The sequence below is a fragment of the Bradyrhizobium sp. 956_D2_N1_4 genome (genome assembly GCF_052076025.1).
In the GTDB taxonomy this organism is placed as follows: Bacteria; Pseudomonadota; Alphaproteobacteria; order Rhizobiales; family Xanthobacteraceae; genus Bradyrhizobium; species Bradyrhizobium barranii.
In genome coordinates this window covers 2,359,558-2,379,378 of sequence record NZ_CP197237.1, presented here as the reverse complement: position 1 = coordinate 2,379,378, position 19,821 = coordinate 2,359,558, and the positions used below count along the sequence as shown (strand labels likewise).

21 protein-coding genes are annotated in these 19,821 nt (G+C 65.1%); 5 read left to right on the top strand and 16 right to left on the bottom strand.

From position 1 onward, the window contains the following. Positions 1-12 precede the first annotated feature (12 nt). Genes AB7535_RS10705 through AB7535_RS10690 form a run of 4 tightly spaced genes read right to left on the bottom strand, consistent with a single transcriptional unit; the run spans position 13 to position 3,084 of the window. Positions 13-696, bottom strand: a complete 684-nt coding sequence (locus AB7535_RS10705; protein ID WP_439036218.1) for a 4-carboxy-4-hydroxy-2-oxoadipate aldolase/oxaloacetate decarboxylase — start codon at positions 694-696, stop codon at positions 13-15. After that, complete coding sequence (locus AB7535_RS10700) at positions 693-1,406, bottom strand: PIG-L deacetylase family protein (RefSeq protein ID WP_027517331.1); 714 nt, start codon at positions 1,404-1,406, stop codon at positions 693-695. The genes AB7535_RS10705 and AB7535_RS10700 overlap by 4 nt, the downstream gene beginning before the upstream one ends. 52 nt (positions 1,407-1,458) lie before the next feature. Continuing rightward, positions 1,459-2,343: an amidohydrolase family protein gene (locus AB7535_RS10695; protein ID WP_439036217.1), complete on the bottom strand. Its 885-nt coding sequence runs from the start codon at positions 2,341-2,343 to the stop codon at positions 1,459-1,461. Between the two features lie 30 nt (positions 2,344-2,373). Next, positions 2,374-3,084 (bottom strand): TetR/AcrR family transcriptional regulator, encoded by a 711-nt coding sequence (locus AB7535_RS10690; RefSeq protein ID WP_166094647.1) that lies wholly within the window; start codon positions 3,082-3,084, stop codon positions 2,374-2,376. Between the two features lie 114 nt (positions 3,085-3,198). Between AB7535_RS10690 and AB7535_RS10685 the strand changes: the two genes are divergently transcribed. From AB7535_RS10685 to AB7535_RS10675, 3 genes are all read left to right on the top strand, one after another. Further along, positions 3,199-4,176: a tripartite tricarboxylate transporter substrate binding protein gene (locus tag AB7535_RS10685; protein WP_439036216.1), complete on the top strand. Its 978-nt coding sequence runs from the start codon at positions 3,199-3,201 to the stop codon at positions 4,174-4,176. Positions 4,177-4,186: 10 nt separating this feature from the next. Next, entirely contained in the window at positions 4,187-4,987 is an 801-nt protein-coding gene (locus AB7535_RS10680; protein WP_439036215.1) for an ABC transporter substrate-binding protein, read from the top strand. A gap of 104 nt (positions 4,988-5,091) precedes the next feature. Further along, on the top strand, positions 5,092-6,342 hold the full coding sequence (locus AB7535_RS10675) for a DUF763 domain-containing protein (RefSeq protein WP_439036214.1): 1,251 nt from the start codon (positions 5,092-5,094) through the stop codon (positions 6,340-6,342). Here the strand turns inward: AB7535_RS10675 and AB7535_RS10670 are convergent. The 3 genes from AB7535_RS10670 to AB7535_RS10660 all read right to left on the bottom strand — a co-directional run bounded on the left by AB7535_RS10670 (position 6,243) and on the right by AB7535_RS10660 (position 8,846). After that, positions 6,243-7,550: a cytochrome P450 family protein gene (locus AB7535_RS10670; RefSeq protein ID WP_439036213.1), complete on the bottom strand. Its 1,308-nt coding sequence runs from the start codon at positions 7,548-7,550 to the stop codon at positions 6,243-6,245. The two genes, AB7535_RS10675 and AB7535_RS10670, sit on opposite strands and share 100 nt — an antisense overlap. An 89-nt stretch (positions 7,551-7,639) precedes the next feature. Continuing rightward, positions 7,640-7,966, bottom strand: a complete 327-nt coding sequence (locus AB7535_RS10665; protein WP_439036212.1) for a hypothetical protein — start codon at positions 7,964-7,966, stop codon at positions 7,640-7,642. A 106-nt stretch (positions 7,967-8,072) separates the two neighbouring features. Next, on the bottom strand, positions 8,073-8,846 hold the full coding sequence (locus AB7535_RS10660) for a ferredoxin--NADP reductase (protein ID WP_063983946.1): 774 nt from the start codon (positions 8,844-8,846) through the stop codon (positions 8,073-8,075). A 157-nt stretch (positions 8,847-9,003) separates the two neighbouring features. Between AB7535_RS10660 and AB7535_RS10655 the strand changes: the two genes are divergently transcribed. Beyond that, complete coding sequence (locus tag AB7535_RS10655) at positions 9,004-10,200, top strand: amidohydrolase family protein (RefSeq protein WP_439036211.1); 1,197 nt, start codon at positions 9,004-9,006, stop codon at positions 10,198-10,200. A 125-nt stretch (positions 10,201-10,325) separates the two neighbouring features. Beyond that, positions 10,326-11,009 (top strand): hypothetical protein, encoded by a 684-nt coding sequence (locus tag AB7535_RS10650; protein WP_439036210.1) that lies wholly within the window; start codon positions 10,326-10,328, stop codon positions 11,007-11,009. 4 nt (positions 11,010-11,013) lie between these two features. Here the strand turns inward: AB7535_RS10650 and AB7535_RS10645 are convergent, their stop codons facing one another. The 9 genes from AB7535_RS10645 to AB7535_RS10605 form a co-directional block, all read right to left on the bottom strand. Beyond that, complete coding sequence (locus AB7535_RS10645) at positions 11,014-11,403, bottom strand: hypothetical protein (protein ID WP_439036209.1); 390 nt, start codon at positions 11,401-11,403, stop codon at positions 11,014-11,016. 167 nt (positions 11,404-11,570) lie between these two features. Further along, on the bottom strand, positions 11,571-12,026 hold the full coding sequence (locus AB7535_RS10640; protein ID WP_208086152.1) for a MarR family winged helix-turn-helix transcriptional regulator: 456 nt from the start codon (positions 12,024-12,026) through the stop codon (positions 11,571-11,573). 14 nt (positions 12,027-12,040) lie between these two features. Then, complete coding sequence (locus AB7535_RS10635) at positions 12,041-12,745, bottom strand: ABC transporter ATP-binding protein (protein ID WP_085404805.1); 705 nt, start codon at positions 12,743-12,745, stop codon at positions 12,041-12,043. Continuing rightward, positions 12,742-13,527, bottom strand: coding sequence for an ABC transporter ATP-binding protein (locus AB7535_RS10630; RefSeq protein WP_166352338.1), 786 nt, complete (start codon positions 13,525-13,527; stop codon positions 12,742-12,744). The genes AB7535_RS10635 and AB7535_RS10630 overlap by 4 nt, the downstream gene beginning before the upstream one ends. Then, entirely contained in the window at positions 13,524-15,413 is a 1,890-nt protein-coding gene (locus tag AB7535_RS10625) for an ABC transporter permease (protein ID WP_439036208.1), read from the bottom strand. The genes AB7535_RS10630 and AB7535_RS10625 overlap by 4 nt, the downstream gene beginning before the upstream one ends. Before the next feature lie 152 nt (positions 15,414-15,565). Beyond that, entirely contained in the window at positions 15,566-16,768 is a 1,203-nt protein-coding gene (locus AB7535_RS10620; RefSeq protein ID WP_439036207.1) for an ABC transporter substrate-binding protein, read from the bottom strand. Between the two features lie 80 nt (positions 16,769-16,848). Then, positions 16,849-17,433 carry an amino acid synthesis family protein gene (locus tag AB7535_RS10615; protein WP_085404807.1) on the bottom strand — a complete coding sequence of 195 codons (585 nt, stop codon included), beginning with the start codon at positions 17,431-17,433 and terminating at the stop codon, positions 16,849-16,851. Between the two features lie 15 nt (positions 17,434-17,448). Next, positions 17,449-18,345, bottom strand: a complete 897-nt coding sequence (locus tag AB7535_RS10610; protein ID WP_439036206.1) for a UPF0280 family protein — start codon at positions 18,343-18,345, stop codon at positions 17,449-17,451. Next, positions 18,342-19,799 carry a 6-hydroxynicotinate reductase gene (locus AB7535_RS10605; protein WP_439036205.1) on the bottom strand — a complete coding sequence of 486 codons (1,458 nt, stop codon included), beginning with the start codon at positions 19,797-19,799 and terminating at the stop codon, positions 18,342-18,344. Before AB7535_RS10605 ends, AB7535_RS10610 begins: the two co-directional genes overlap by 4 nt. Between the last annotated feature and the right edge of the window lie 22 nt (positions 19,800-19,821).

Below are 19,821 nucleotides of genomic sequence, written 5' to 3'. Positions count from 1 at the left end.
CCGCTGATTGCCTTAGACGTCCTCGGGATTGTCGACATAGACGAGCCCGGCCTTCGCCAGCGCCTCGCGCATGCTGTACATATCGAGGCCCAATTCGCCCGAGGCCAGCCGCCTGCGCTTGCCGCCCTCGTCCGCGTTGCGCTTCTTCGCCTTCTCGGCGACTTCAGGCGCATAGCGCTTGGGCACCACGACGACGCCGTCGTCATCGGCCACGATCATGTCGCCCGGATCGACGTTGACCCCGGCACAGACCACGGGGATGTTGACCGAGCCGAGCGTCGCCTTGACCGTGCCCTTGGCCGAGACGGCGCGCGACCACACCGGAAAATTCATCTCGTGCAGCACTTTGACGTCGCGGCAGCCGGCGTCGATGATCAGCCCCTGCACGCCGCGCGCCTGCAGCGACGTCGCGAGCAGCTCGCCGAACATGCCGTCGGTGTTATCAGTGGTGCAGCCGACGACGAGGATGTCGCCCTTCCTGCACTGCTCGACCGCGACATGGATCATCCAGTTGTCGCCAGGCTGTGCCAGCACGGTGATGGCAGGGCCAGCGATCGACGCGCCGGCCCAAACGGGCCGCAAGTAAGGCTTCATCAGGCCGAGGCGACCGTAAGCCTCGTGCACGGTCGAAACGCCGTATTCCGCCATTCCTGCTGGATCGGCTCGTTCAATGTTGCGAACGACGACGGGCTTCATGCCAATTCCTCCGCAACCGTCGGGAACAGCCGCTGATAGGCCTCGCCGTAGGTCATGGGCACGCCGGTGTTGCGGCTGCCCTGGATGCCGCGGTTGAGCGCAACGCGCTCGTAATAGCCCCAGAGATGTTTTTGCGCGGCGAGGATCTGGAACGCCTCGTACTTCTCCTTCCAGACCTCGTCGATCTTGAGGAGCAGGTCCGGCTTGTAGTTGCACTGCTCGGGCTGGTGCGGCTCGAACAGGAACACCGGGGGCGCCGAATATTTGTACTGCGCGCCGGGCTTGTGGCCCATCGCCTGCGCGACCACGCGGGTCTCCTGCGCGAAATGCGCCGCGTTCGGGTGGTCGAAATTATAGGGGTCTTCCAGCGCGTGCGTCAGCACGAAGCTCGGATTGAGCTCGCGGTAGATGTCGACCATGCGATCGAAATGCGCTTCCGTCAGCTTCAGCGGATAGTCGCCGCAGTCGAAGAACTCGATCTCGGCGCCGAGCAGCTTCGCCGCCCGCTCCGCCTCGTCCTTGCGGCCGGCCTTGACTGATTCCAGCGTCGCGCCTTTTTCCTTCCAGGCGAACTGGCTCTCGCCGCGCTCGCCGAAGGACATGCAAACGATCTTCATGCGATAGCCCTTCTTCGCATGCAGTGCGATGGCGCCGCCGGCGCGCCAGACGAAATCGCCGGGATGGGCGGTGATCACGAGACCTGTTTTCATGGGACGAACTCCCCTCTTTCCTTGATAAGCAACGTGTCGATCGCGAGCACCGTCATTCGTCGAACCCGAACAAACGCGCGGGATTGTCGACCAGGATCTTCTGCTGGAATTCCGGCTCCGGCGCGAACAGCGGGATCAGGTCGACCAGGTCGCCGTCATTCGGCATCACCTTGACGTTGGGATGCGGCCAGTCGGTGCCCCAGATGACACGGTCAGGCGCGGTCTCGACGATCTTGCGCGCGAACGGCACCGCGTCCGTGAACGGCGGTCCGGCCGAGGACACCCGCTCCGAGCCGCAGATCTTGACCCAGCACTTCTCGTCGCGCTGCATCAGCTCGATCAGGATCTTGAACGGCAGCTGGTCGAGCCCCTCGGACGCCTTCACCCGCCCCATGTGGTCGATGGTGTAGCTCAGCGGCAGCTTGGCCAGCATGTCGGCATATTCGGGCAGGTCGATCGCGTCGAAATGCAGATCGATGTGCCAGCCGAGCGGCGCGACCATCGCGATGACGCGGTTGAACACGCTCTTGTCGGGGACGCCGCCGAGATGGCGCACGAAATTGAAGCGGCAGCCGCGGAAACCTCCCTCGTGCAGCACCTGGAGCCCACGCTCGGTGATGGTGTCGTCGATATTGGCAACCGCGCGATAGGCGCCATTGCTCTGCGCGATCGCATCGAGCGCGACCGTGTTGTCGGTGCCGTGCACGCTGGCATTGACGATGACGGCCCGCTCGACGCCGAGCTTGACATGCAGCGCGCGAAAATCCTCCAGCGGCGCATCCGGCGGCGTGTAGGAACGGTCAGGCGCGTAAGGGTATTTCGCGCCGGGCCCGAAGATGTGGCAATGCGCGTCGCAGGACAGCTTTGGCAGCTTGAACTTCGGCGTGCGCGTGTTCGGATCGGGCGGCGGAATGGTCGGCGTGTACATCATCGTCATCAGGTGAACCGCCGAGCGAAATCGCTTCCTTCAAGTCTTGCTGCTGACGACCGGCCGCCGCCGTACCGGCGCGGCCTGATCGAGCGCCGGCGCCTGGAACGCGGCGACGGTGGCCTGCACCAATTGCTCGATGGCGCTGGCGGCATCGCTGCCGTCGGCCTCGCCGCGCGACAGGCGCGAGACGCGATCCGGCGTCACCAGCGAGTAGTAAAGTGCGCCGAGCAGGAAGTGGCTGCGCCAGACGATGTCGGTGCGCGGAATGTGCGGCAGGCTCTCGTGGACTGCGTCGATGAAGGCATGGCTGGTGTCGTCAAAGGTCTGCGCGATGATTTTTCGCACGACCTCGTTGCCTTCGGCGGACATCACGGCGCGCAGCCGCGTGAAGCGCGCCCCGCCCCCGGCGAGATCGCTGCCCGAGGTGAAGGCCGGCACCACATAGGCGCGCACGATCGCCTCCAGCCGGTCCTGGAGGTCGCGCACGCGCTTGGCTGCGGCGAGCAGCTCGGAACGGCGCAAATTCATCGGCCCGCAATGGCGCTGGTAGATCTCCAGCAGCAGACCGTCCTTGGTCTTGAAATGATAGGTCACACTGCCGGGATTGGCGCCGGCGGCCTGCGCGATGTCGCGCACCGAAACGGCATTGAAACCGTTGGTGGCGAACAGCTCTTCGGCCGCGGCGAGGATCGCCTCGCGCATGTTCGGCTTGCGGGCCGTTTCCTTGCTGGTGGGCTTGCGTACCATGTGATTTGTACTATCGTACAAAAGATCAGGTCTCGTCAACAAGAACCATGGGCGGCGTCCGGACGGCTCGGAACACCGAGGCAGGATGCGAAAGCCCGCAAGGAGTGCTGGAAAATGCTGGGTTTGAACAAGACAATCGGCGGTTTGATGCTGGGTGCCGGTCTGCTGCTGGGCGGCGCCGCGCAGGCCGCCGACAATTACCCGAGCAAGCCGGTCCATATCCTTGTGCCCTATGCGGCGGGCGGCGCCGTCGACGTGCTCGCGCGTACGCTCGGCCAGGCGCTGGCGAAGACCTGGGGCCAGCAGCCGGTGATCGACAACCGTCCGGGCGCCGGCGGCATCGTCGCCTCGCAAGCGCTGACGCAGGCCGCCCCCGACGGCTACACGCTGATCCTGGTCGCGAGCGGCCATCCGCTCAACCAGTTCATCTATCCGAGCGTGCCCTACGACACGTTCCGGGATTTCACCGCGATCACCGAAGTCGCCTCCTCGCCGCTCGCGATCGTCGTGGCGAAGGACAGCCCCTACAAGACGCTCGGCGATCTCCTCGCCGCCGCAAAGAAGGAGCCGGACAAGCTCTCCTACGGCATGTCCGGCAACGGCACCTCGGCGCATCTCGCCGGCGAGCTGCTCAAATACATGTCCGGCAGCAAGATCGTCGCGATCCCCTACAAAGGCGGCGCGCCGGCTCTGACCGCCGTGATCGCAGGCGAGATCCCTCTCAGCATCAATCCGCTCGCGGAAGCGATCGGCCAGCTCGAAGGCGGCCCGGTGCGCGCGCTCGCGGTGACCTCGGCCGAACGCTCCAAGGCGCTGCCGAATGTGCCGACCGTCGCGGAATCAGGCGTTCCCGGCTACGACGTCTCGGTCTGGTGGGGCGTTCTTGGACCTGCCAAGATGCCGCCGGAGATCGTGGCGAAGCTCGAGACCGATCTGAAGGCGGCGCTGCAGGACCCGAACGTGCTGTCGACGCTCGGCAAGATCGGCGCCTCGCCGGTCGGCTCTTCCGCCAAGGACTTCGACGCCTACATGCACGCCGAGGCGACCAAATGGGAGCCGGTGCTGAAGGCCGCCGACATCCGCGCGCAGTGAGGCTCGTCACATGAGGACCTATTCCCGGCGATTTGCGCGCACCGCCCTGCTCGCATTGGCAACGACCGGCCTGCTCGGCGCGCCCGCGCGCGCCGATGGCGAAGCCAGGCTGCTGGCGCCGAGCGGCAGCTTGCGTGTCGGCATCTATCCGGGCAGCCCGACCTCGATGGTGACGGATGCGGCCGGCAAGCCGCATGGCCTCGCCTACGATCTCGGCGGCGAGCTGGCCAAACGGCTCGGCGTTGGCATCGACTATGTCAGGTTTCAGCGCGTCGCCGACATCGTCACCGCGATCCATGACGGCCAGGTCGATTTCACCGTGACCAACGCCACGCCGGCCCGCGCCAACGAGGTCAGCTTCAGCCAGCCCGTGCTGGCGATCGAGCTCGGCTATCTCGTCCCGGCGAACTCGCCGATCGGCAGGATCGAGGACATCGACAGGCCGGGCGTGAAGATCGGCGTCACCAAGGGCTCGACCTCGGAACGGACATTGCCGGCGAAGTTTGGGAATGCGACCATCGTTCCCGCTGAAAGCGTCAAGGTCGCCATCGCCATGTTCGGCCGCGGCGAGATCGACCTTTACGCCACCAACAAGCCGACGCTTTTCGAGATGTCCGACCAGATGCCGGGCGCGAGAATCCTCGACGGCAATTGGGGCGCCGAGCATATGGCCATTGCGATCCCCAAGGGGCGTGAGGATGCCCTTCCCCTGCTCAACCGCTTCGTGACGGACGAGCAGTCGTCCGGCGCGCTGGACACGATCCAGCAGCAAGCGGGCCTGCGCGGCGCAACCAAGGCGACGCGCGAGTAGCTCGCGGACTTGGGTGCCGACTTGGGTGACGTGTCCTCCCGCCCGGCCCAATACAGTATTCCCTCGATGCAACCGTCGCCGAACTGCGCTAATTTGCGTCGATCATGACTCGACGTACCGGCAGCGCCGATCTTCCTCTCCACACCGGGCGGGTTCCGCCATGGCTTGCGAGCCGCATGTCGTCACTGGGCGCGATCGTCACACAGGCGATCGTGCATCATTATGGACGCGACGCCTTCCTCCAGCGGCTGTCGCATCCGTTCTGGTTCCAGTCATTCGGCGCCGTGATGGGGATGGACTGGCATTCCTCGGGCATCACGACCTCCGTGATCGGCGCCCTGAAGCGCGGGCTAGGCCCGCTCCAGGACGAGCTCGGCATCTATGTCTGCGGCGGCCGCGGCCAGCATTCGCGCAAGACGCCAGACGAGCTGTTGCAGCTCGGCGATCGCGTCGGCTTCGACGGCGCGAGCCTCACGCGGGCCAGTCGCCTGGTCGCAAAGGTCGACAGCGCCGCGGTCCAGGACGGGTTTGACCTTTATCTGCACGGCTTCTTCGTCACCGCCGACGGCAAGTGGACGGTGGTGCAACAGGGCATGAACGGCGACAAGCGGCAGGCCCGCCGCTATCACTGGCATTCGGAAGCACTGAAGAGTTTTGTCGACACGCCGCACAGCGCGATCGACGGCCCGCAGCAGGGCGAGATCGTCAATCTCACCGATCACCGCGCCGATGTCTCGCGCGCCGCGCAGCTCGAGCTGTTGAGCGGCCTCGGCCCCGATCGCATCCTCACTGAATTCGAGCGGCTCACCGGCACTGCGCCCGAGCCGGCGCAGGCGATGCTGCCGCATCTGATCATGCCCGCGCATCATGATGTCAGGCCCAAGGACGTGTTCGCGCGCCGGCTCCATGGCACTCTCGCCGCAGCGGCCGAACGTGGTCCGGTCGACTTCCCGGAACTGCTGCTGACGCCCGGCGTCGGTGCGCGCACCGTGCGCTCGCTGGCGATGGTCGCCGAGGTCGTGCATGGCGCGCCTTATCGCTTCAACGATCCCGCGCGCTTCTCGCTCGCCCATGGCGGCAAGGACCGGCACCCCTACCCCGTCCCGATCAAGGTCTATGACGAGACCATCCGCGTGCTGAAGGGCGCGATCCAGAACGCCAAGCTCGGACGCGAAGAGGAGATGCAGGCGATCAGGCGCCTCGACGACCAGGCGCGGCGGCTGGAGCGGACTGCCAGCGGTCCGTCGGTCGAGGCCTACATCGCCGGAGAGCGTGAAGCCTCTCCCGATCTCGACGGCCGATCCGTGTTCGGCTGGGAACGCGATGTCGTGGCATCACGGAAATCGACGGGCTGACTGTCCACCGCGACGACCGGCAACTCCGCGATGGCACGCATGCCCGGCCGCTTGCGCCAGTGGATTTGCGCGGGATCGACGGCGAGACCGAGCCTAGGCCATCGCGCAAACAACGCCTCCAGCGCACAGGCCGCCTCGATGCGTGCGAGCTGATGGCCGAGACAGAAGTGAATTCCCGTTCCGAACGAGATGTGGCGGTTCGGCTTGCGCGTGAGGTCGGGCCGCTCGGGCTGGTCATGCACCGCCGGATCCATGTTCGCCGCGGCGAGCATGACCATGACGCGATCGCCCTTTTTCAGCGGCACGCCCGCAAGCTCGATATCCCGCCGCACATAGCGCGGCTTGGAAAACTGCACCGGTGACACGAAGCGCAAAAACTCCTCGACAGCGAGCCCGACACGGCTTCGGTCTTGCTCCAGCCAATCGCGCAAGCCCGGATTTCTGAGGAGCTCGTAGACCGAGCCGCTGATCAGATGCGTCGTGGTCTCCGATCCTGCCGCGAGCAACAAGAACACCATCGACACCATTTCGTCCGGCGTGATCTGGCCGCCCTCTCGCTCGACCTGAACCAGCTCCGCAATCAGGCCCTCACCGCCCTGCACGCGTGCGACCTGCAACTGCTGTTCGAGATAGGCGCGCATCTTGCGAAACGCGAGCAGCAGGCGGAAGAAGCTGACGACATTCGTCAGCGACGACATCTTGTTGGCCCAGGCGATGAATCGCGGACGATCGGCCGCAGGCAGGCCCAGCAATTCGCAGATCACCGACACCGGCAGGATGCGGGCGTAACGCTGAACGAGGTCGGCGGGGCTGCCATCGGCAAACAGGTCGTTCGCCAAGCCGTCGGCGATGACGCGAATGCGTGGCTCCATCGCCACGATCGCGCGGCGGCGAAAAGCCTCGTCGACGATGCTGCGCAGCCTCGTGTGATCAGGCTCGTCCATCGTCAGCATGTTGTTGGCGATGGTGGTGACCAGCTTTGGCATCCACCAGCGCAGGCCGGCGACTTTGCCGTCCCCCTTGCGCAGCGTGAAGGTGGTGCCGTCCTTCAGGACTTGCGCTGTGGCGTCATGGGTCGTGGTGACCCAGACATCGCCGACCAGAGGAAATCGCGTCGCGATCACGGGGCCGGACGCGCGCAGCGCCGCGATCGCCTTGGGCGGATCGCGGAAGAAGGCCTCGCTGGTGAAATCGAGGCGCGGTGTCATGGGTTCACCGTACTGCTTGATGACGCCTCAACCAGATGGTGTGTACGAGGCGACGCGCAAGGGCCGGAACCGCGCGAGAAGAAGCGAGCCTATCCGCGCCCCGGCGAGCGTTGGCCGGTCTTGCGCTGCTGCCGGCCGGTGTAGGCGTCCCAATGGCTCCAGCTACCGTTGCTGAGGCTTTGCAGATCGGTGCCGAGGGGACGGCGTGTGCGCTTGTCGTGATCGGCGATCACGCGCTCGGATTGCGCGATCTTGCGCTTGAGCTCCGCAATCGCCTTCTGGGTCTGCCCGTCCCGCTTCGAAGACGCGATCTCGCCCATCGTGAAGCGCGCGGTCTCGAGCGCCTTCAAGTCGGCGCGGTTCCTCTTCAACTGAACCCGGTGCCAGGCGATGTTGCTGTCGCTGTCCGCAACCATGTGGGAACTCCGCTGATTCGTTCCCACAGTGTATCGCGCGCGGAATCGGCGCCGCAACGCCCGCCGAACGGCGAAAATACGGTCTTATTGCGCGAAAAATCCGCGATCAGCGCTCGGCAAAGGCCTTTTCGACCACGAATTGGGCCGGCTCGCCGTGATTGCCCTCAATGAGGCCGCGCTCGCCCAGGAGCACGCGGGTGTCAGCGACCAAGGCCGGGCTGCCGCAGATCATGACCCGATCATGGGCGGCTTCCAGCGGCGGCAGGCCGATATCGGCGAACAGCTTGCCGGACGTGATGAGGTCGGTGATGCGGCCGCGGTTGCGGAAGGGATCGCGGGTCACGGTCGGGTAATAGATCAGCTGATCGCGGATGTACTCGCCGATCAGTTCGTCCTTCGGCAGCGTCTCGGTGATCATCTCGCCATAGGCGAGCTCCTTCACATGCCGGCAGCCGTGCAGCAGCACGACCTTCTCGAACCGCTCATAGGTCTCGGGGTCCTTGATCACGCTCAGGAACGGCGCGAGGCCCGTGCCGGTGCCGATGAGGTAGAGGTTGCGGCCCTCTTCGAGATTGTCGATCACCAGCGTGCCGGTGGCCTTGCGGCTGACGATGATCTCGTCGCCTTCTTTCAGATGCTGGAGGCGCGAGGTCAGCGGACCGTCCGGCACCTTGATCGAGAAGAACTCCAGCGTGTCCTCGTAATTGGCGCTGGCGACGCTGTAGGCCCGCAGCAGCGGCTTCTCGCCGACCTTGAGCCCGATCATGGTGAATTCGCCGTTGCGGAAACGGAAGGTCGGGCTGCGGGTGGTCTTGAAAGAGAACAGCGTGTCGGTCCAGTGGTGGACGCTCAAAACGCTTTCCTGATTGAAATTGCTCATCTCACCTTCCCTGTCGCTTCCAATGCGGTTCCGAGGCGGGCAGCTATGCGTCGTTTGTACACGATCATTCGTGTACTAATGAATAATCCTGCTTGCTCCCGGGGTCAAGGCTGCCCAAGATCGCGAGCGTTGCAGTTAGGAACAAGGAGCCCCTTCCATGGCGCATGACGCACCCCAGGCCACCGGACCCTCGAAGCTCGTGATCCGGAATATCGGCCTGATCCTGTCCGGCGCCCTGGAAAAGCCGATCCTGGACGGTGACACCATCGTCGCCGAGAACGGCAAGATCACTGCGATCGGCCGCTTCAAGGACCTCAACACCGAAGGCGCGACCACCATCGTCGAGGCCAACGGCACCACGGTCGCGCCCGGCCTGATCGACAGCCATGTCCACCCTGTGGCGGGCGACTGGACGCCGCGCCAGAACCAGATCGGCTGGATCGACAGCAATTTGCATGGCGGCGTCACCACCATGATCTCGGCCGGCGAGGTACACATGCCCGGCCGCCCGCGCGACGTCGTCGGGCTGAAGGCGATGGCGATCTTCGCACAGCGCGCATTCTGGAATCTGCGCCCGGGCGGTGTGAAGGTTCACGCCGGCGCACCGGTGATCGAATGCGAGATGGTCGAGGAGGACTTCAAGGAGTTGGCCGCCGCCGGCGTCAAGCTGCTCGGCGAGGTCGGCCTCGGCGGCGTCAAGGACGGCCCGACGGCGCGCAAGATGGTCGGCTGGGCCCGCAAATACGGCATCCAGAGCACGATCCACACCGGCGGCCCTTCGATCCCCGGCTCCGGCCTGATCGACAAGGACGTGGTGCTGGAGGCCGACACCGACGTGGTCGGCCACATCAACGGCGGCCACACGGCGCTGCCCGACGACCAGATCCGCTGCATCTGCGAGGGCTGCAAGCGCGGCCTCGAGCTCGTTCACAACGGCAATGAGCGCTCGGCCCTGTTCACGCTGCGCATCTCGCGCGAGATGAACGATCTGCACAGGGTGATCCTCGGCACCGACGCGCCGGCCGGCTCCGGCGTGCAGCCGCTCGGCATCTTGCGGATGGTCTCGATGCTGTCCTCGCTCGGCGATTTGCCGGCCGAGCTCGCCTTCTGTCTTGCCACCGGCAATACCGCGCGAATGCGTCAGCTCGATTGCGGCCTGATCGAGGTCGGCCGCTCCGCCGATTTCGTCATCATGGACAAGGCCCAGCACTCGCCCGGCAAGACCATCCTGGAGAGCGTCCAGCTCGGCGACCTCCCCGGCATCGGCATGACCATCATCGACGGCATCGTGCGCACCCAGCGCAGCCGCAACACGCCGCCGGCCGGCCGGGTGCCGGAAGTGGTGGCGAAGTGACGCAGCCGGAGCAGCTCGCCGCTTCGCGTCGCGCCTCGAAGGCATTGAACAAGTCTGCTGCCTGCTGCGTCTAACGCAGGCAGCCCTCGGCGGCGGCAGTTCATTGCTGGACCATCGAGGGAGACATGAAAAGTTCGCTGCGGATTGCCGCCGGCATCGCCGGTGCGGTGGCAGGCTTCATCGCCACGATCGGGCTGCTCGAGCTGACCGGCTTCGGCAATCGTGCAGACCCGATCACGACGGGGCTGGTCGCCCTGTTCGCCATCGCCCCCATCGGCGCAGTGATCGGCCTGGTGCTCGCCACCAAGCTGGCGACACGCAAGGACGACAATAGCGGCGGCCTCGCACGCAACAGCCTGAAGTCACTCGGCGTCGTCGTCCTGCTCTGCCTCGCCGCCGGTGTCACTTACGCCGTCTACGCGTATACGACCGCCACGCCCTGGCTCAATCCGAACGCCAGCAATCCACTGCTTGTGTTCGAGGTTCGCTTTCCGGCCGGCGTCGTGGTGCCGACGTCACCGCAGGGCATCGCAATCGAATTGCAGACCGACCTCAACACCATGCCGGGCGAAGTGACCCCCGCGGCCTTCTATCGTGATGGTGAGCAGCCTGTCATCGCAGGCGAAGTCGAGCTTGCTTTTAGAACCTCGCACCGGCAGCTCACCGTCAACATCCAGGGCCAGCCGAGCCGGATCTATCCGATCGACTTGACGGCCCGGGCGCCGCATACGCCGGAGTTCGGCACGTGGCAGCGGCTCGCCGATGGCAGCGAAATCCGCTACCGCGCCAAATGGCCGGGGAAGACGTAAGGGATCAGCGCTTCCTTGCGACCTCACAGCGCACGTAGGTCTGGCGCTTGGCCTGGCCGACCGGGCCATTCTCGATCACCAGCCGGCCATCCGCCGCAACGGAGACTTGGGGATTGGAGCGAAACTTTTCACCCTCGCCTTCGCAGGCAAGCCGCATCTTCCAGCTTTGCTTGCCGTCTGCGGTGATCTCGCCGGCGCGGCAGCGCGTCTCGTACCAATAGAGGCGGTTGCCGCCTTCGATGCTCATCCGGCTGGCGCTGTCCTGATCGCGGCAATCCTTCTTGGTCGACGCCCAGAAGCCCTCGTAGGGCTGTGCCGCCCAGGCAGGAGCGCATTCGCCCGCCAGCGTCGCACCAAGACCCAAAATCAGTGTGAACCGCGTCGCCGCTCTCATATCGGAAGACCTCGACAAACCCTTCATCGAGGTTAGTCGCCAGTCCCCGCAGCTTGTTCAACTGCCGTAGGGTGGGCAAAGCGTAAGCGTGCCCACCGTTCTTCGCCAAGCCGCAGAGATGGTGGGCACGGCGCTTACGCGCCTTTGCCCACCCTACGGCACCTTACTCACCGCAGCTTGTTCAACAGCGCCATCAGCATCTCGCGCTCCCTGGCATCGAGCGGCGCAAGCGTTTCCCGGGTGATCGCGAGCGCACTCGGCGCGACCTTCTCCGCAAGCTGCTGACCGGCGCGCGTCAGGCTGACCAGAAGCCGCCGTCCGTCCTCGGGATCCTGGCTGGTCTCGGTCAGGCCTCGTGCGGTCAGGCGATCGATCACGCCCTTGATGGTCGCGACATCCATCGCCGTCAGCCGCCCGAGCTGGTTCTGCGAGCATGGCCCGGTCTCGGCCAGCTTCGACAATGCCGCCCATTGCGTCGGCGTGAGATTGGTGCCGATGTCGCGCGAGAAGATCGAGCTGTGGCGCTGCCAGACCTGACGCAGGATGAAGCCGACCTGCTCGTCGAGCACGTAAGACAATTTTGCCGGTTTGACGCTTTTCTTCGCCGCAACGCTTCTCGCCATCCGCTCCCCGCCCCTCACAACGACAGATGCGCGTCGCGGACATCCGGACGCGCGTCGAGCTCGGCCATGGTGCCGCCGAAGCAGATGCGGCCGCGCTCGATGATATAGGCGCGGTCGGAGATCAGCCGCGCAAAATGCAAATTCTGCTCGGACACGACGATGCTGACGCCTTCCTTCTTCATGGTCAGGATGGCATCGACCATCTGCTCCACGATCTTCGGCGACAGGCCTTCCGAGGGCTCGTCGAGCAGCACCAGCGACGGATTGCCCATCAGCGTGCGCGCGATGGTGAGCATCTGCTGCTCGCCACCGCTCATGCGGCCGCCCGGTCGGTTCTTCATCTCACCCAAATTTGGAAACAGCGCGAACAGTTTTTCGCGGGTCCAGTGCGGGGCGTTCGGACGCTTCGGCTGCCGGCCGACCTCGAGATTCTCCTCCACCGTCAAATCAGTGAAGATGCGCCGCTCCTCGGGCACGTAACCAAGCCCGTCGCGCACGATCTCATGCGTCGGGCGCGCCGAGACATCCTTGCCCTCGAACATGATGCGCCCCGAGCGCTGGGCAACGAGCCCGACGATCGAGCGGAACGTCGTCGACTTGCCGGCGCCGTTGCGGCCGAGCAACGCCACCACCTCGCCCTCGCCGACCTCGAAACCGATGTCGAACAGGATATGCGCCGGGCCGTAATGGCTGTTGAGGTCTTGCACCGTGAGCTTCATGCGGAGGCTCCATGCCCGGCATCGTAAAGCAGGCCCTCGCCGAGATAGACGGCCTGCACCTGCGGATTGCCGCGCACCTCGGCCGGCGATCCTTCGGCGATCAGCGTGCCGCGGTTGAGTACGATAATGCGGTCGGCATGTTCGAACACCACGTCCATGTCGTGCTCGGTGAAGAGCACGCCGATCGATTTTTCCCGCGCGATCTGCGCCGTCAGCCGCATCAGATCGACGCGCTCACGCGGCGCCATGCCGGCGGTCGGCTCGTCCATCAGCAGCAGCTTGGGATCGTTGGCAAGCGCCACCGCAAGCTCGAGCCGCTTGAGGTCGCCATAGGCGAGCTCGCCGCAGGGACGATCGGCGTAGCCGCCCATGCCGACGAGCTCGAGCAGCCGGCCCGCCTCTCCGCGGTCGAAATTTGGGGCCGAGCCGAAGAGATTGAACAGCTGCTTGCCATGCGAGATCAGCGCGACCTGCACGTTCTCGCGCACGGTCATCGTCGCGAAGGTCGCGGTGATCTGGAAAGTGCGTCCGACGCCGAGCCGCCAGATCTCGCGCGGCTTCTTGCCGGTGGTCTCCTCGCCCAGCAGGCGGACATGGCCGGTATCAGGCTTGTTCTGGCCGTTGAGCATGTCGAAACAGGTGCTCTTGCCCGCGCCGTTCGGGCCGATCAACGCCAGAATTTCGCCTGATCGCAGCGAGAACGAGACGCCGCGCACGGCATGGATGCCGCCATAGGATTTGGACAGGCCTTCAACCGCGAGAAGTGGGGGTGCGACGCTCATTCGACGGACTCGATCGGCTTGGCAAGCAAGGGAGATCCCGGCGGCGATGTCTTCCTGCGCCGCTGCGCCAGCATCTCCAGCGTGCCGACGATGCCCTTGGGGAAGACGACGACGATCAGCACGATGAAGCCGCCGAGTACGAGCTTCGACAGATCGGTCTGGCTGACCAGCCAGATGTTGAGCGCCTTGTAGACGATGGCGCCGATCACCGCACCCGACACCGTCTCGACGCCGCCGAGCAGCACCATGACGAGTGCGTCGACCGACAGCGAGATCCCAAGATTGTCGGGGAAGACGCTGCCCTTGAGGTAGGCGAACAGCGCGCCGCCGATGCCGGCGGTCGTGCCTGCGATCACGAACGCCGTCCACTGGATGCGCTTGGCATTGATGCCGACCGCCTCGCTGCGCAGAGGCGAGTCGCGCGTGGCCCTGAGTGCGTAGCCGAACGGCGAGAATACCATGGCCCGAAGCGCGACCGTCACGAGTGCCGCAACGCCGAGCGCCAACCAATAGAAATGCCCCGGGCTCGCCGCCCAACTTGACGGCCAGACGCCGAGTATGCCGTTGTCGCCGCCCGTGACACTCACCCACTGGAACGCGATCGACCAGACAATCTGCGCAAACGCAAGCGTCAGCATCGCGAAATAGACGCCGGAAAGCTGCACCGCGAAGAAACCGAACACGGCAGCGCCCATGCAGCCCAGCAGCGGCCCGAGCAGCAGGCACACGACCATCGGCAGCCCGGCCATCTTGGCGAGGAAGGCGACGCCGTAGGCGCCGAGACCGAAATAAGCGGCATGCCCGAAGGACGCGAGCCCACCGACCGACATCAGGAAATGCAGGCTGACGGCGAAGATCACGAAGATCGCAATCTCCGAACCGACTGTGAGAACATAATTGCCGGCGAACAGCGGCAACGTCGCCGCGATGACGAGCGCGGCCAGCGCCGCGAGCCGCTCGTTCGACGTCAGCGGCCGCCAGGGATTGACGGTGAGGCCTGGTGTCTTGCGCGCGGGCGCCTCGGGCTTGCCGAAGAGACCCCAGGGCCGGACGATCAGCACCACCGCCATCACCAGGAAGACCAGGATGATGGAGATCTTCGGGAAGATCAGGATGCCGAAGGCGTTGAGCTCGGAGACCAGCACCGCCGCAACGAAGGCGCCGACGATGCTGCCGAGGCCGCCGATCACGACCACGACGAAGACCTCGACGATGATCCGCAGATCCATGGCGTGATGCACGGCATCGCGCGGGATCTGGAGCGCGCCGCCGAGTGCGGCAAGGAAGACGCCGACCGCGAACACGGATGTGAACAGCCATTTCTGGTTGACGCCGAGCGCTGCGACCATGTCGCGGTCCTGCGTCGCCGCGCGCACCAGCACGCCCCAGCGCGTGCGCTGGAACAGCAGCCAGAGAATGCCGAGCACGACCGGGCTGAGCACGATCAGGAACAAATCGTAGCTCGGGATGTTCTGACCGAAGAAATCGATGGCGCCCTTGAAGCCCGGCGCGCGGCGGCCGACGAGATCGTCGGGGCCCCAGATCAGCACGACGAGATCCTCGACCATCAAGGTCAGGCCGAAGGTCGCAAGCAGCTGGAACAGCTCGGGCGCGTGATAGATGCGGCGCAGCAGCACCATCTCGACGATGACGCCGATCAAGGCCACGGCAAACGCGGCCATGACGATCCCGCCCCAGAAGCCGAACGCGCCCGAAAGCCGCTCGGTGAGCGTGAAGGCGACGTAGGCGCCGATCATGTAGAAGGCGCCGTGCGCGAAATTCACGATCCGCGTCACGCCGAAGATGATCGACAGGCCCGAGGCCACCAGGAACAGCGACGCTGCGCTGGCGAGACCGGTCAGAAACTGTACGACATAAAAGGCCATCGGCGGTCCGGGTTAAGAATAAGTCTCAGTATGGGGCTTCATCCTTCGAGACGGCGCTACGCGCCTCCTCAGGATGAGGTCCGGGACCCTCATGGTGAGGAGCGCGGCAACGCCGCGCGTCTCGAACCACGAGGCCCCGGTTCCTCTTCACATCAGTCCTTCGGACGCAGCTTATCGACTTCGGCGTCGCTCGGCAGATAGTCCGAGCCCTTCTTGTAAGAAGAATCCACCATCACGCCCTTGCCGTCCTTCAGCGCGGTCTTGCCGACATAGGCACCGAGCGTCGACTGGTGGTCGATCTTGCGGAAGGTGATCTCGCCGAACGGCGACGGCAACGACAGCCCCTCCGCCGCGGCGATCAATTTCTCCGGATCGGTCGAGCCGGCCTTCGCAAGGATCGCAGCAGCCGCCTTGATGGTCTGGTAACCGACGATCGAGCCCAGCCGCGGATAATCGTTGTACTTGGCCTGGTAGGCCTTCAGGAACGCGTCATGCTCGGGCGTCTTGATCGAGTACCAGGGATAGCCGGTGACGATCCAGCCCTCCGGCGTCTCGTCCTTGAGCGGATCGAGGTATTCGGGCTCGCCGGTCAGGAACGAGACGACCTCGCGCCCCTTGAACAGGCCACGGGTGTTGCCTTCACGCACGAGCTTCACGAGGTCGGCGCCGAAGGTGACGTTGAGGATCGCTTCGGGATTGGCTGCGGCAACCGCCTGCACCACCGGACCCGCGTCGATCTTGCCCTGCGGCGGCCACTGCTCGTCGACCCACTGGATGTCAGGGCGCTTCTCCGACATCAGCTTCTTGAACACCGCGACCGCGGACTGGCCATATTCATAGTTCGGCGCGATGGTCGCCCAGCGCTTGGCCGGCAGCTTGCTGGCTGCTTCCACCAGCATCGCCGCCTGCATGTAGTTGGAGGGACGCAGGCGGAAGGTGTACTTGTTGCCCTTGGACCAGGTGATGGCATCCGTCAGCGGCTCGGCCGCGAGGAAGAACACCTTCTTCTGGTTGGCGAAGTCGCTGACGGCGAGGCCGATGTTCGACAGGAACGTCCCCGTCAGCATCGCAACCCCCTCGCTGGAGACGAGCTCGTTGGCAGCGGTCTGCGCATCGGCCGGCTTGCCGCCGTCGTCCTTGGAGACGACGACGAGCTTCTTGCCGTTGATGCCGCCGGCCGCGTTGACCTGTTCGACTGCGAGCTGCCAGCCCTTGCGATAGGGCTCGGTGAACGCCGGCAACAGCGAGTAGCTGTTGATCTCGCCGATCTTGATCTCCTGCGCCACGGCCGAATGAGCCATGCCGCCCGCCAGCAGCGCGAAGGCCGCGCCCACAAAAGTGTTTCTCGCTCGCATCCCAACCTCCAGTTTTGAACTCTCTACGTCTTCAGCGTGATCTTGTCGGAGAAGCCATGCCCGCCTCCCCGGTTCAAACTCTATTTCAAACCGTCTTCACCCTTCACTTCCGCAACCGTCAGCCCGCCGACACGCGGCAAGGGTCGGCCGCTATCGGTGACGGCGACCGCGACCATGATCTCGTTGGCGCGCGGCGCATCGTTGATCTGCACCTCCATGCCGTCAAAATGGCTGCGCACGAAGGCGGCGTCCTTGTGCCCGAGCGGAATGTCCAGCGTCGTGCCCGGGCCGCTGCGCTTCTTCGACGACGGGATCAGCGCCGCGCCCTTGCTCAGGACCTTGCGCACCGGAGCGCCCATCTTCGGATGCAGGATAGCCGCCGCATGCTCCAGCTCGCCGTTCTCGCCGACCGCCGCGGCCTTGCCGTAGCTCTGCGCCTTCGCGCCATCGATGCCCAGCGCCGCCACCGCGCGCTTCGCCAGGAGATCGCCGAGCTCCTCGCCGATGGCGATCAGGGGCGAGAGATCCTCGACATATTTGCCGGCAAAGGGATTTTCGATCACGGCGATCGCCGCGGCGCGCCGCGTCGGCGGCGAGACCTGGCGGCCCATTTCCATCTGCGTCTCTTCGACGACCGTGACGATCTTGCGGATGATCGCGCTCATGTTTCGCTTCCCTGTTCAGGCATAGACCGCGTTCTCCAGCATGAGCGGGCGCGTTCGTTGCTCTTCCATATCCTTGGTTCCGATGACAAGCATATCACCACAAAGCTGCAACACGGCACCCTCGATCAATCCGCGATCGAACGATTGCCGTGCACATTCCGCGCCAGATTCCAGTGCGGCCGCGACCTCGTTCTGCGACAATTCACCGACATCGCGGGTGACGAGACGCGCGCCGAGATCGCTGTCGGGCTGAAGCTCGTTCGCAGGCTTTCTGATGATGCCGGGATGCCCGGGCAGATCGACGGCATTGGCGATGACCGTCGCGGCCGCATCGGCCTGCGATGCGGTGGCAGCCAGCACCGTGACCGCGTCGGCAATGCCGAGCGAAAAGCTGCGGCCGTGACGCCCGCTGGTCGCGATGCCGCGCACGGGATCACCTGAGTAGACCCTCATCTTGCGCAGCACGCCGTCACGATCAGGCCGATCCATCAAGCCGACCGAAAAATGCTCGCCCTCGCCGAGATGCAGCGCGATATCGCCGCCATTGTTGACATAGGCCTGATCGAGCGCCGCAGCGCCCAGCATGGCGCCAAGAATCTCCTCTGCAACGCTGCCGGCAACCGCGGCCATCGGCGTAATGAAGCAATCGGCGGCATAGGGTGCGACAGCAGCGTGCATCCGACGCGCCACCACGCCCTTCAGCGAAGTCTGCTTCTCAGCAGCCGTCCGCAGTTCCGGCAATTCCGCGCAGAGTTCGTCGAGCAGTCCGGTGAAACGCCGCGCCGCCGCCTCATAGGCCGCGCGCACTGCGTCCGCGTGCCCCCTCGCCTCCACGATCAGATCAATCGGTCCATCCTGCAAATGCAGCCGCCGGCCACCAGACAGCAATGCGATTTGCGGGAGCCTGGTCATGCCCGGCGTCCCGGAATCGGGTTCTGCCAGGGCAACTGGCGAACATCTTCGCCGTTCTGCACCTCGGAGAGCGGTTTGACGTAATCCATGTGCCCGCCGAGCGCGGCGTAGTCCGACAGCTTCATCGTGAATTCGATCGGCGCGACCAGCGCCGGCGTCGGAACATAACCGAACGCGCCCGAAGGCATCTGCGTCACATCGACCATGTAGGTGATGCCGCCGCCCGGCCAGACATAAACAGGCGCGCCGCCGCTGGTGACGCGCGTCAGCGCGTCCTTCACCGAACGCGTCAGCCGTACCGGATTGTCGGTGACGCCCGCGCGCAAGGAGCCGCCGGCCCCCGCCATGAACAACACCGTGCACAGCGCCGGCTCGCAATTCTCCTGGATGCGCTCGACCGAGAACTTCAGGTCATCAGGCATCTCGGTCTCGACCGGCCTCAGGGCCTCGTCGAGCACATAGTAAGACGAGTGCTCGCCGGTCGTGGAGACCATCAGCATGGAGAGACCAGGCTTGGCTTCCTTGGCGTCGAACGGCCCGAGGATCGCCAGCGGATCGGAAATGTTGGTGCCGCCCCAGCCCGTGCCGGGATCGGCGACCTGGAAATAGCGGCCTGGCGTCGAGCGGCGGCCCTTCATCTTGATGCCGGTGTCGGCGATGTCGAGCAGCTTGCCGGCCTGGTGCTCCGAGAGCACGCCGGTGATGTGGTCGTCGACGACGACGACCTCGTCGACCTTACCGTGCCATTGCTTGGCGAACATGCCGATCGTCGCCGAGCCGCAGCCGACGCGCATGCGCTCTTCTTTCATGCCGTTGACGATCGGCGGCTGGCCGGCCTGCACCACCACGCTCGCGCCGCCGTCGATGGTGAGCTCCACCGCCTTGCAATTGGCGAGATCCATCAGCGTGTCGCAGGTGACGCGGCCCTCTTTCTTGGAGCCGCCGGTGAGATGATGCACGCCGCCGAGCGACAGCATCTGCGAGCCATATTCGCTGGTCGTGACGTGGCCGACCGCCTCGCCTTGCGCGCGAACGGTCGCGGTTTCCGGGCCGAGATAGCGGTCGGTGTCGATCTTCACCTTGATGCCGCAATAGGAGAAGATGCCCTCGGTGACGACAGTCACCATGTCGACGCCATCGATCTCGGACGAGACGATGAAGGGCGCCGGCTTGTAGTCGGGATAGGTCGTGCCCGCACCGATCGCGGTGACAAAGGTTGAGGGCTCGTGGACGATCTTGCCGTCCCAGTCTTCGGTGCGGCTGAACGGAACGAGCTTGCCGCCATGCGAGACGGTGCGCTCCAGGATCACGTGCGGGTCGACGCGGACGAGCTTGCCGTCGTGGTTGGCATAGCGGTCGCAGGCGCCCGCCGCGCCCGGCTTGATGTAGCACATCACCGGACAGGCATCGCAACGGATCTTGTCGATGGCGGCGCTCGTCGTTTCAGTCACCATGTCCAAAGCCAGTCGACTGCGG

What these genes read in the sequence shown, in the direction of transcription:
- AB7535_RS10705 (WP_439036218.1), bottom strand. Translation starts at nt 696, where the DNA reads ATGAAGCCCGTCGTCGTTCGCAACATTGAACGAGCCGATCCAGCAGGA.
- AB7535_RS10700 (WP_027517331.1), bottom strand. Translation starts at nt 1,406, where the DNA reads ATGAAAACAGGTCTCGTGATCACCGCCCATCCCGGCGATTTCGTCTGG.
- AB7535_RS10695 (WP_439036217.1), bottom strand. Translation starts at nt 2,343, where the DNA reads ATGACGATGATGTACACGCCGACCATTCCGCCGCCCGATCCGAACACG.
- AB7535_RS10690 (WP_166094647.1), bottom strand. Translation starts at nt 3,084, where the DNA reads ATGGTACGCAAGCCCACCAGCAAGGAAACGGCCCGCAAGCCGAACATG.
- AB7535_RS10685 (WP_439036216.1), top strand. Translation starts at nt 3,199, where the DNA reads ATGCTGGGTTTGAACAAGACAATCGGCGGTTTGATGCTGGGTGCCGGT.
- AB7535_RS10680 (WP_439036215.1), top strand. Translation starts at nt 4,187, where the DNA reads ATGAGGACCTATTCCCGGCGATTTGCGCGCACCGCCCTGCTCGCATTG.
- AB7535_RS10675 (WP_439036214.1), top strand. Translation starts at nt 5,092, where the DNA reads ATGACTCGACGTACCGGCAGCGCCGATCTTCCTCTCCACACCGGGCGG.
- AB7535_RS10670 (WP_439036213.1), bottom strand. Translation starts at nt 7,550, where the DNA reads ATGACACCGCGCCTCGATTTCACCAGCGAGGCCTTCTTCCGCGATCCG.
- AB7535_RS10665 (WP_439036212.1), bottom strand. Translation starts at nt 7,966, where the DNA reads ATGGTTGCGGACAGCGACAGCAACATCGCCTGGCACCGGGTTCAGTTG.
- AB7535_RS10660 (WP_063983946.1), bottom strand. Translation starts at nt 8,846, where the DNA reads ATGAGCAATTTCAATCAGGAAAGCGTTTTGAGCGTCCACCACTGGACC.
- AB7535_RS10655 (WP_439036211.1), top strand. Translation starts at nt 9,004, where the DNA reads ATGGCGCATGACGCACCCCAGGCCACCGGACCCTCGAAGCTCGTGATC.
- AB7535_RS10650 (WP_439036210.1), top strand. Translation starts at nt 10,326, where the DNA reads ATGAAAAGTTCGCTGCGGATTGCCGCCGGCATCGCCGGTGCGGTGGCA.
- AB7535_RS10645 (WP_439036209.1), bottom strand. Translation starts at nt 11,403, where the DNA reads ATGAGAGCGGCGACGCGGTTCACACTGATTTTGGGTCTTGGTGCGACG.
- AB7535_RS10640 (WP_208086152.1), bottom strand. Translation starts at nt 12,026, where the DNA reads ATGGCGAGAAGCGTTGCGGCGAAGAAAAGCGTCAAACCGGCAAAATTG.
- AB7535_RS10635 (WP_085404805.1), bottom strand. Translation starts at nt 12,745, where the DNA reads ATGAAGCTCACGGTGCAAGACCTCAACAGCCATTACGGCCCGGCGCAT.
- AB7535_RS10630 (WP_166352338.1), bottom strand. Translation starts at nt 13,527, where the DNA reads ATGAGCGTCGCACCCCCACTTCTCGCGGTTGAAGGCCTGTCCAAATCC.
- AB7535_RS10625 (WP_439036208.1), bottom strand. Translation starts at nt 15,413, where the DNA reads ATGGCCTTTTATGTCGTACAGTTTCTGACCGGTCTCGCCAGCGCAGCG.
- AB7535_RS10620 (WP_439036207.1), bottom strand. Translation starts at nt 16,768, where the DNA reads ATGCGAGCGAGAAACACTTTTGTGGGCGCGGCCTTCGCGCTGCTGGCG.
- AB7535_RS10615 (WP_085404807.1), bottom strand. Translation starts at nt 17,433, where the DNA reads ATGAGCGCGATCATCCGCAAGATCGTCACGGTCGTCGAAGAGACGCAG.
- AB7535_RS10610 (WP_439036206.1), bottom strand. Translation starts at nt 18,345, where the DNA reads ATGACCAGGCTCCCGCAAATCGCATTGCTGTCTGGTGGCCGGCGGCTG.
- AB7535_RS10605 (WP_439036205.1), bottom strand. Translation starts at nt 19,799, where the DNA reads ATGGTGACTGAAACGACGAGCGCCGCCATCGACAAGATCCGTTGCGAT.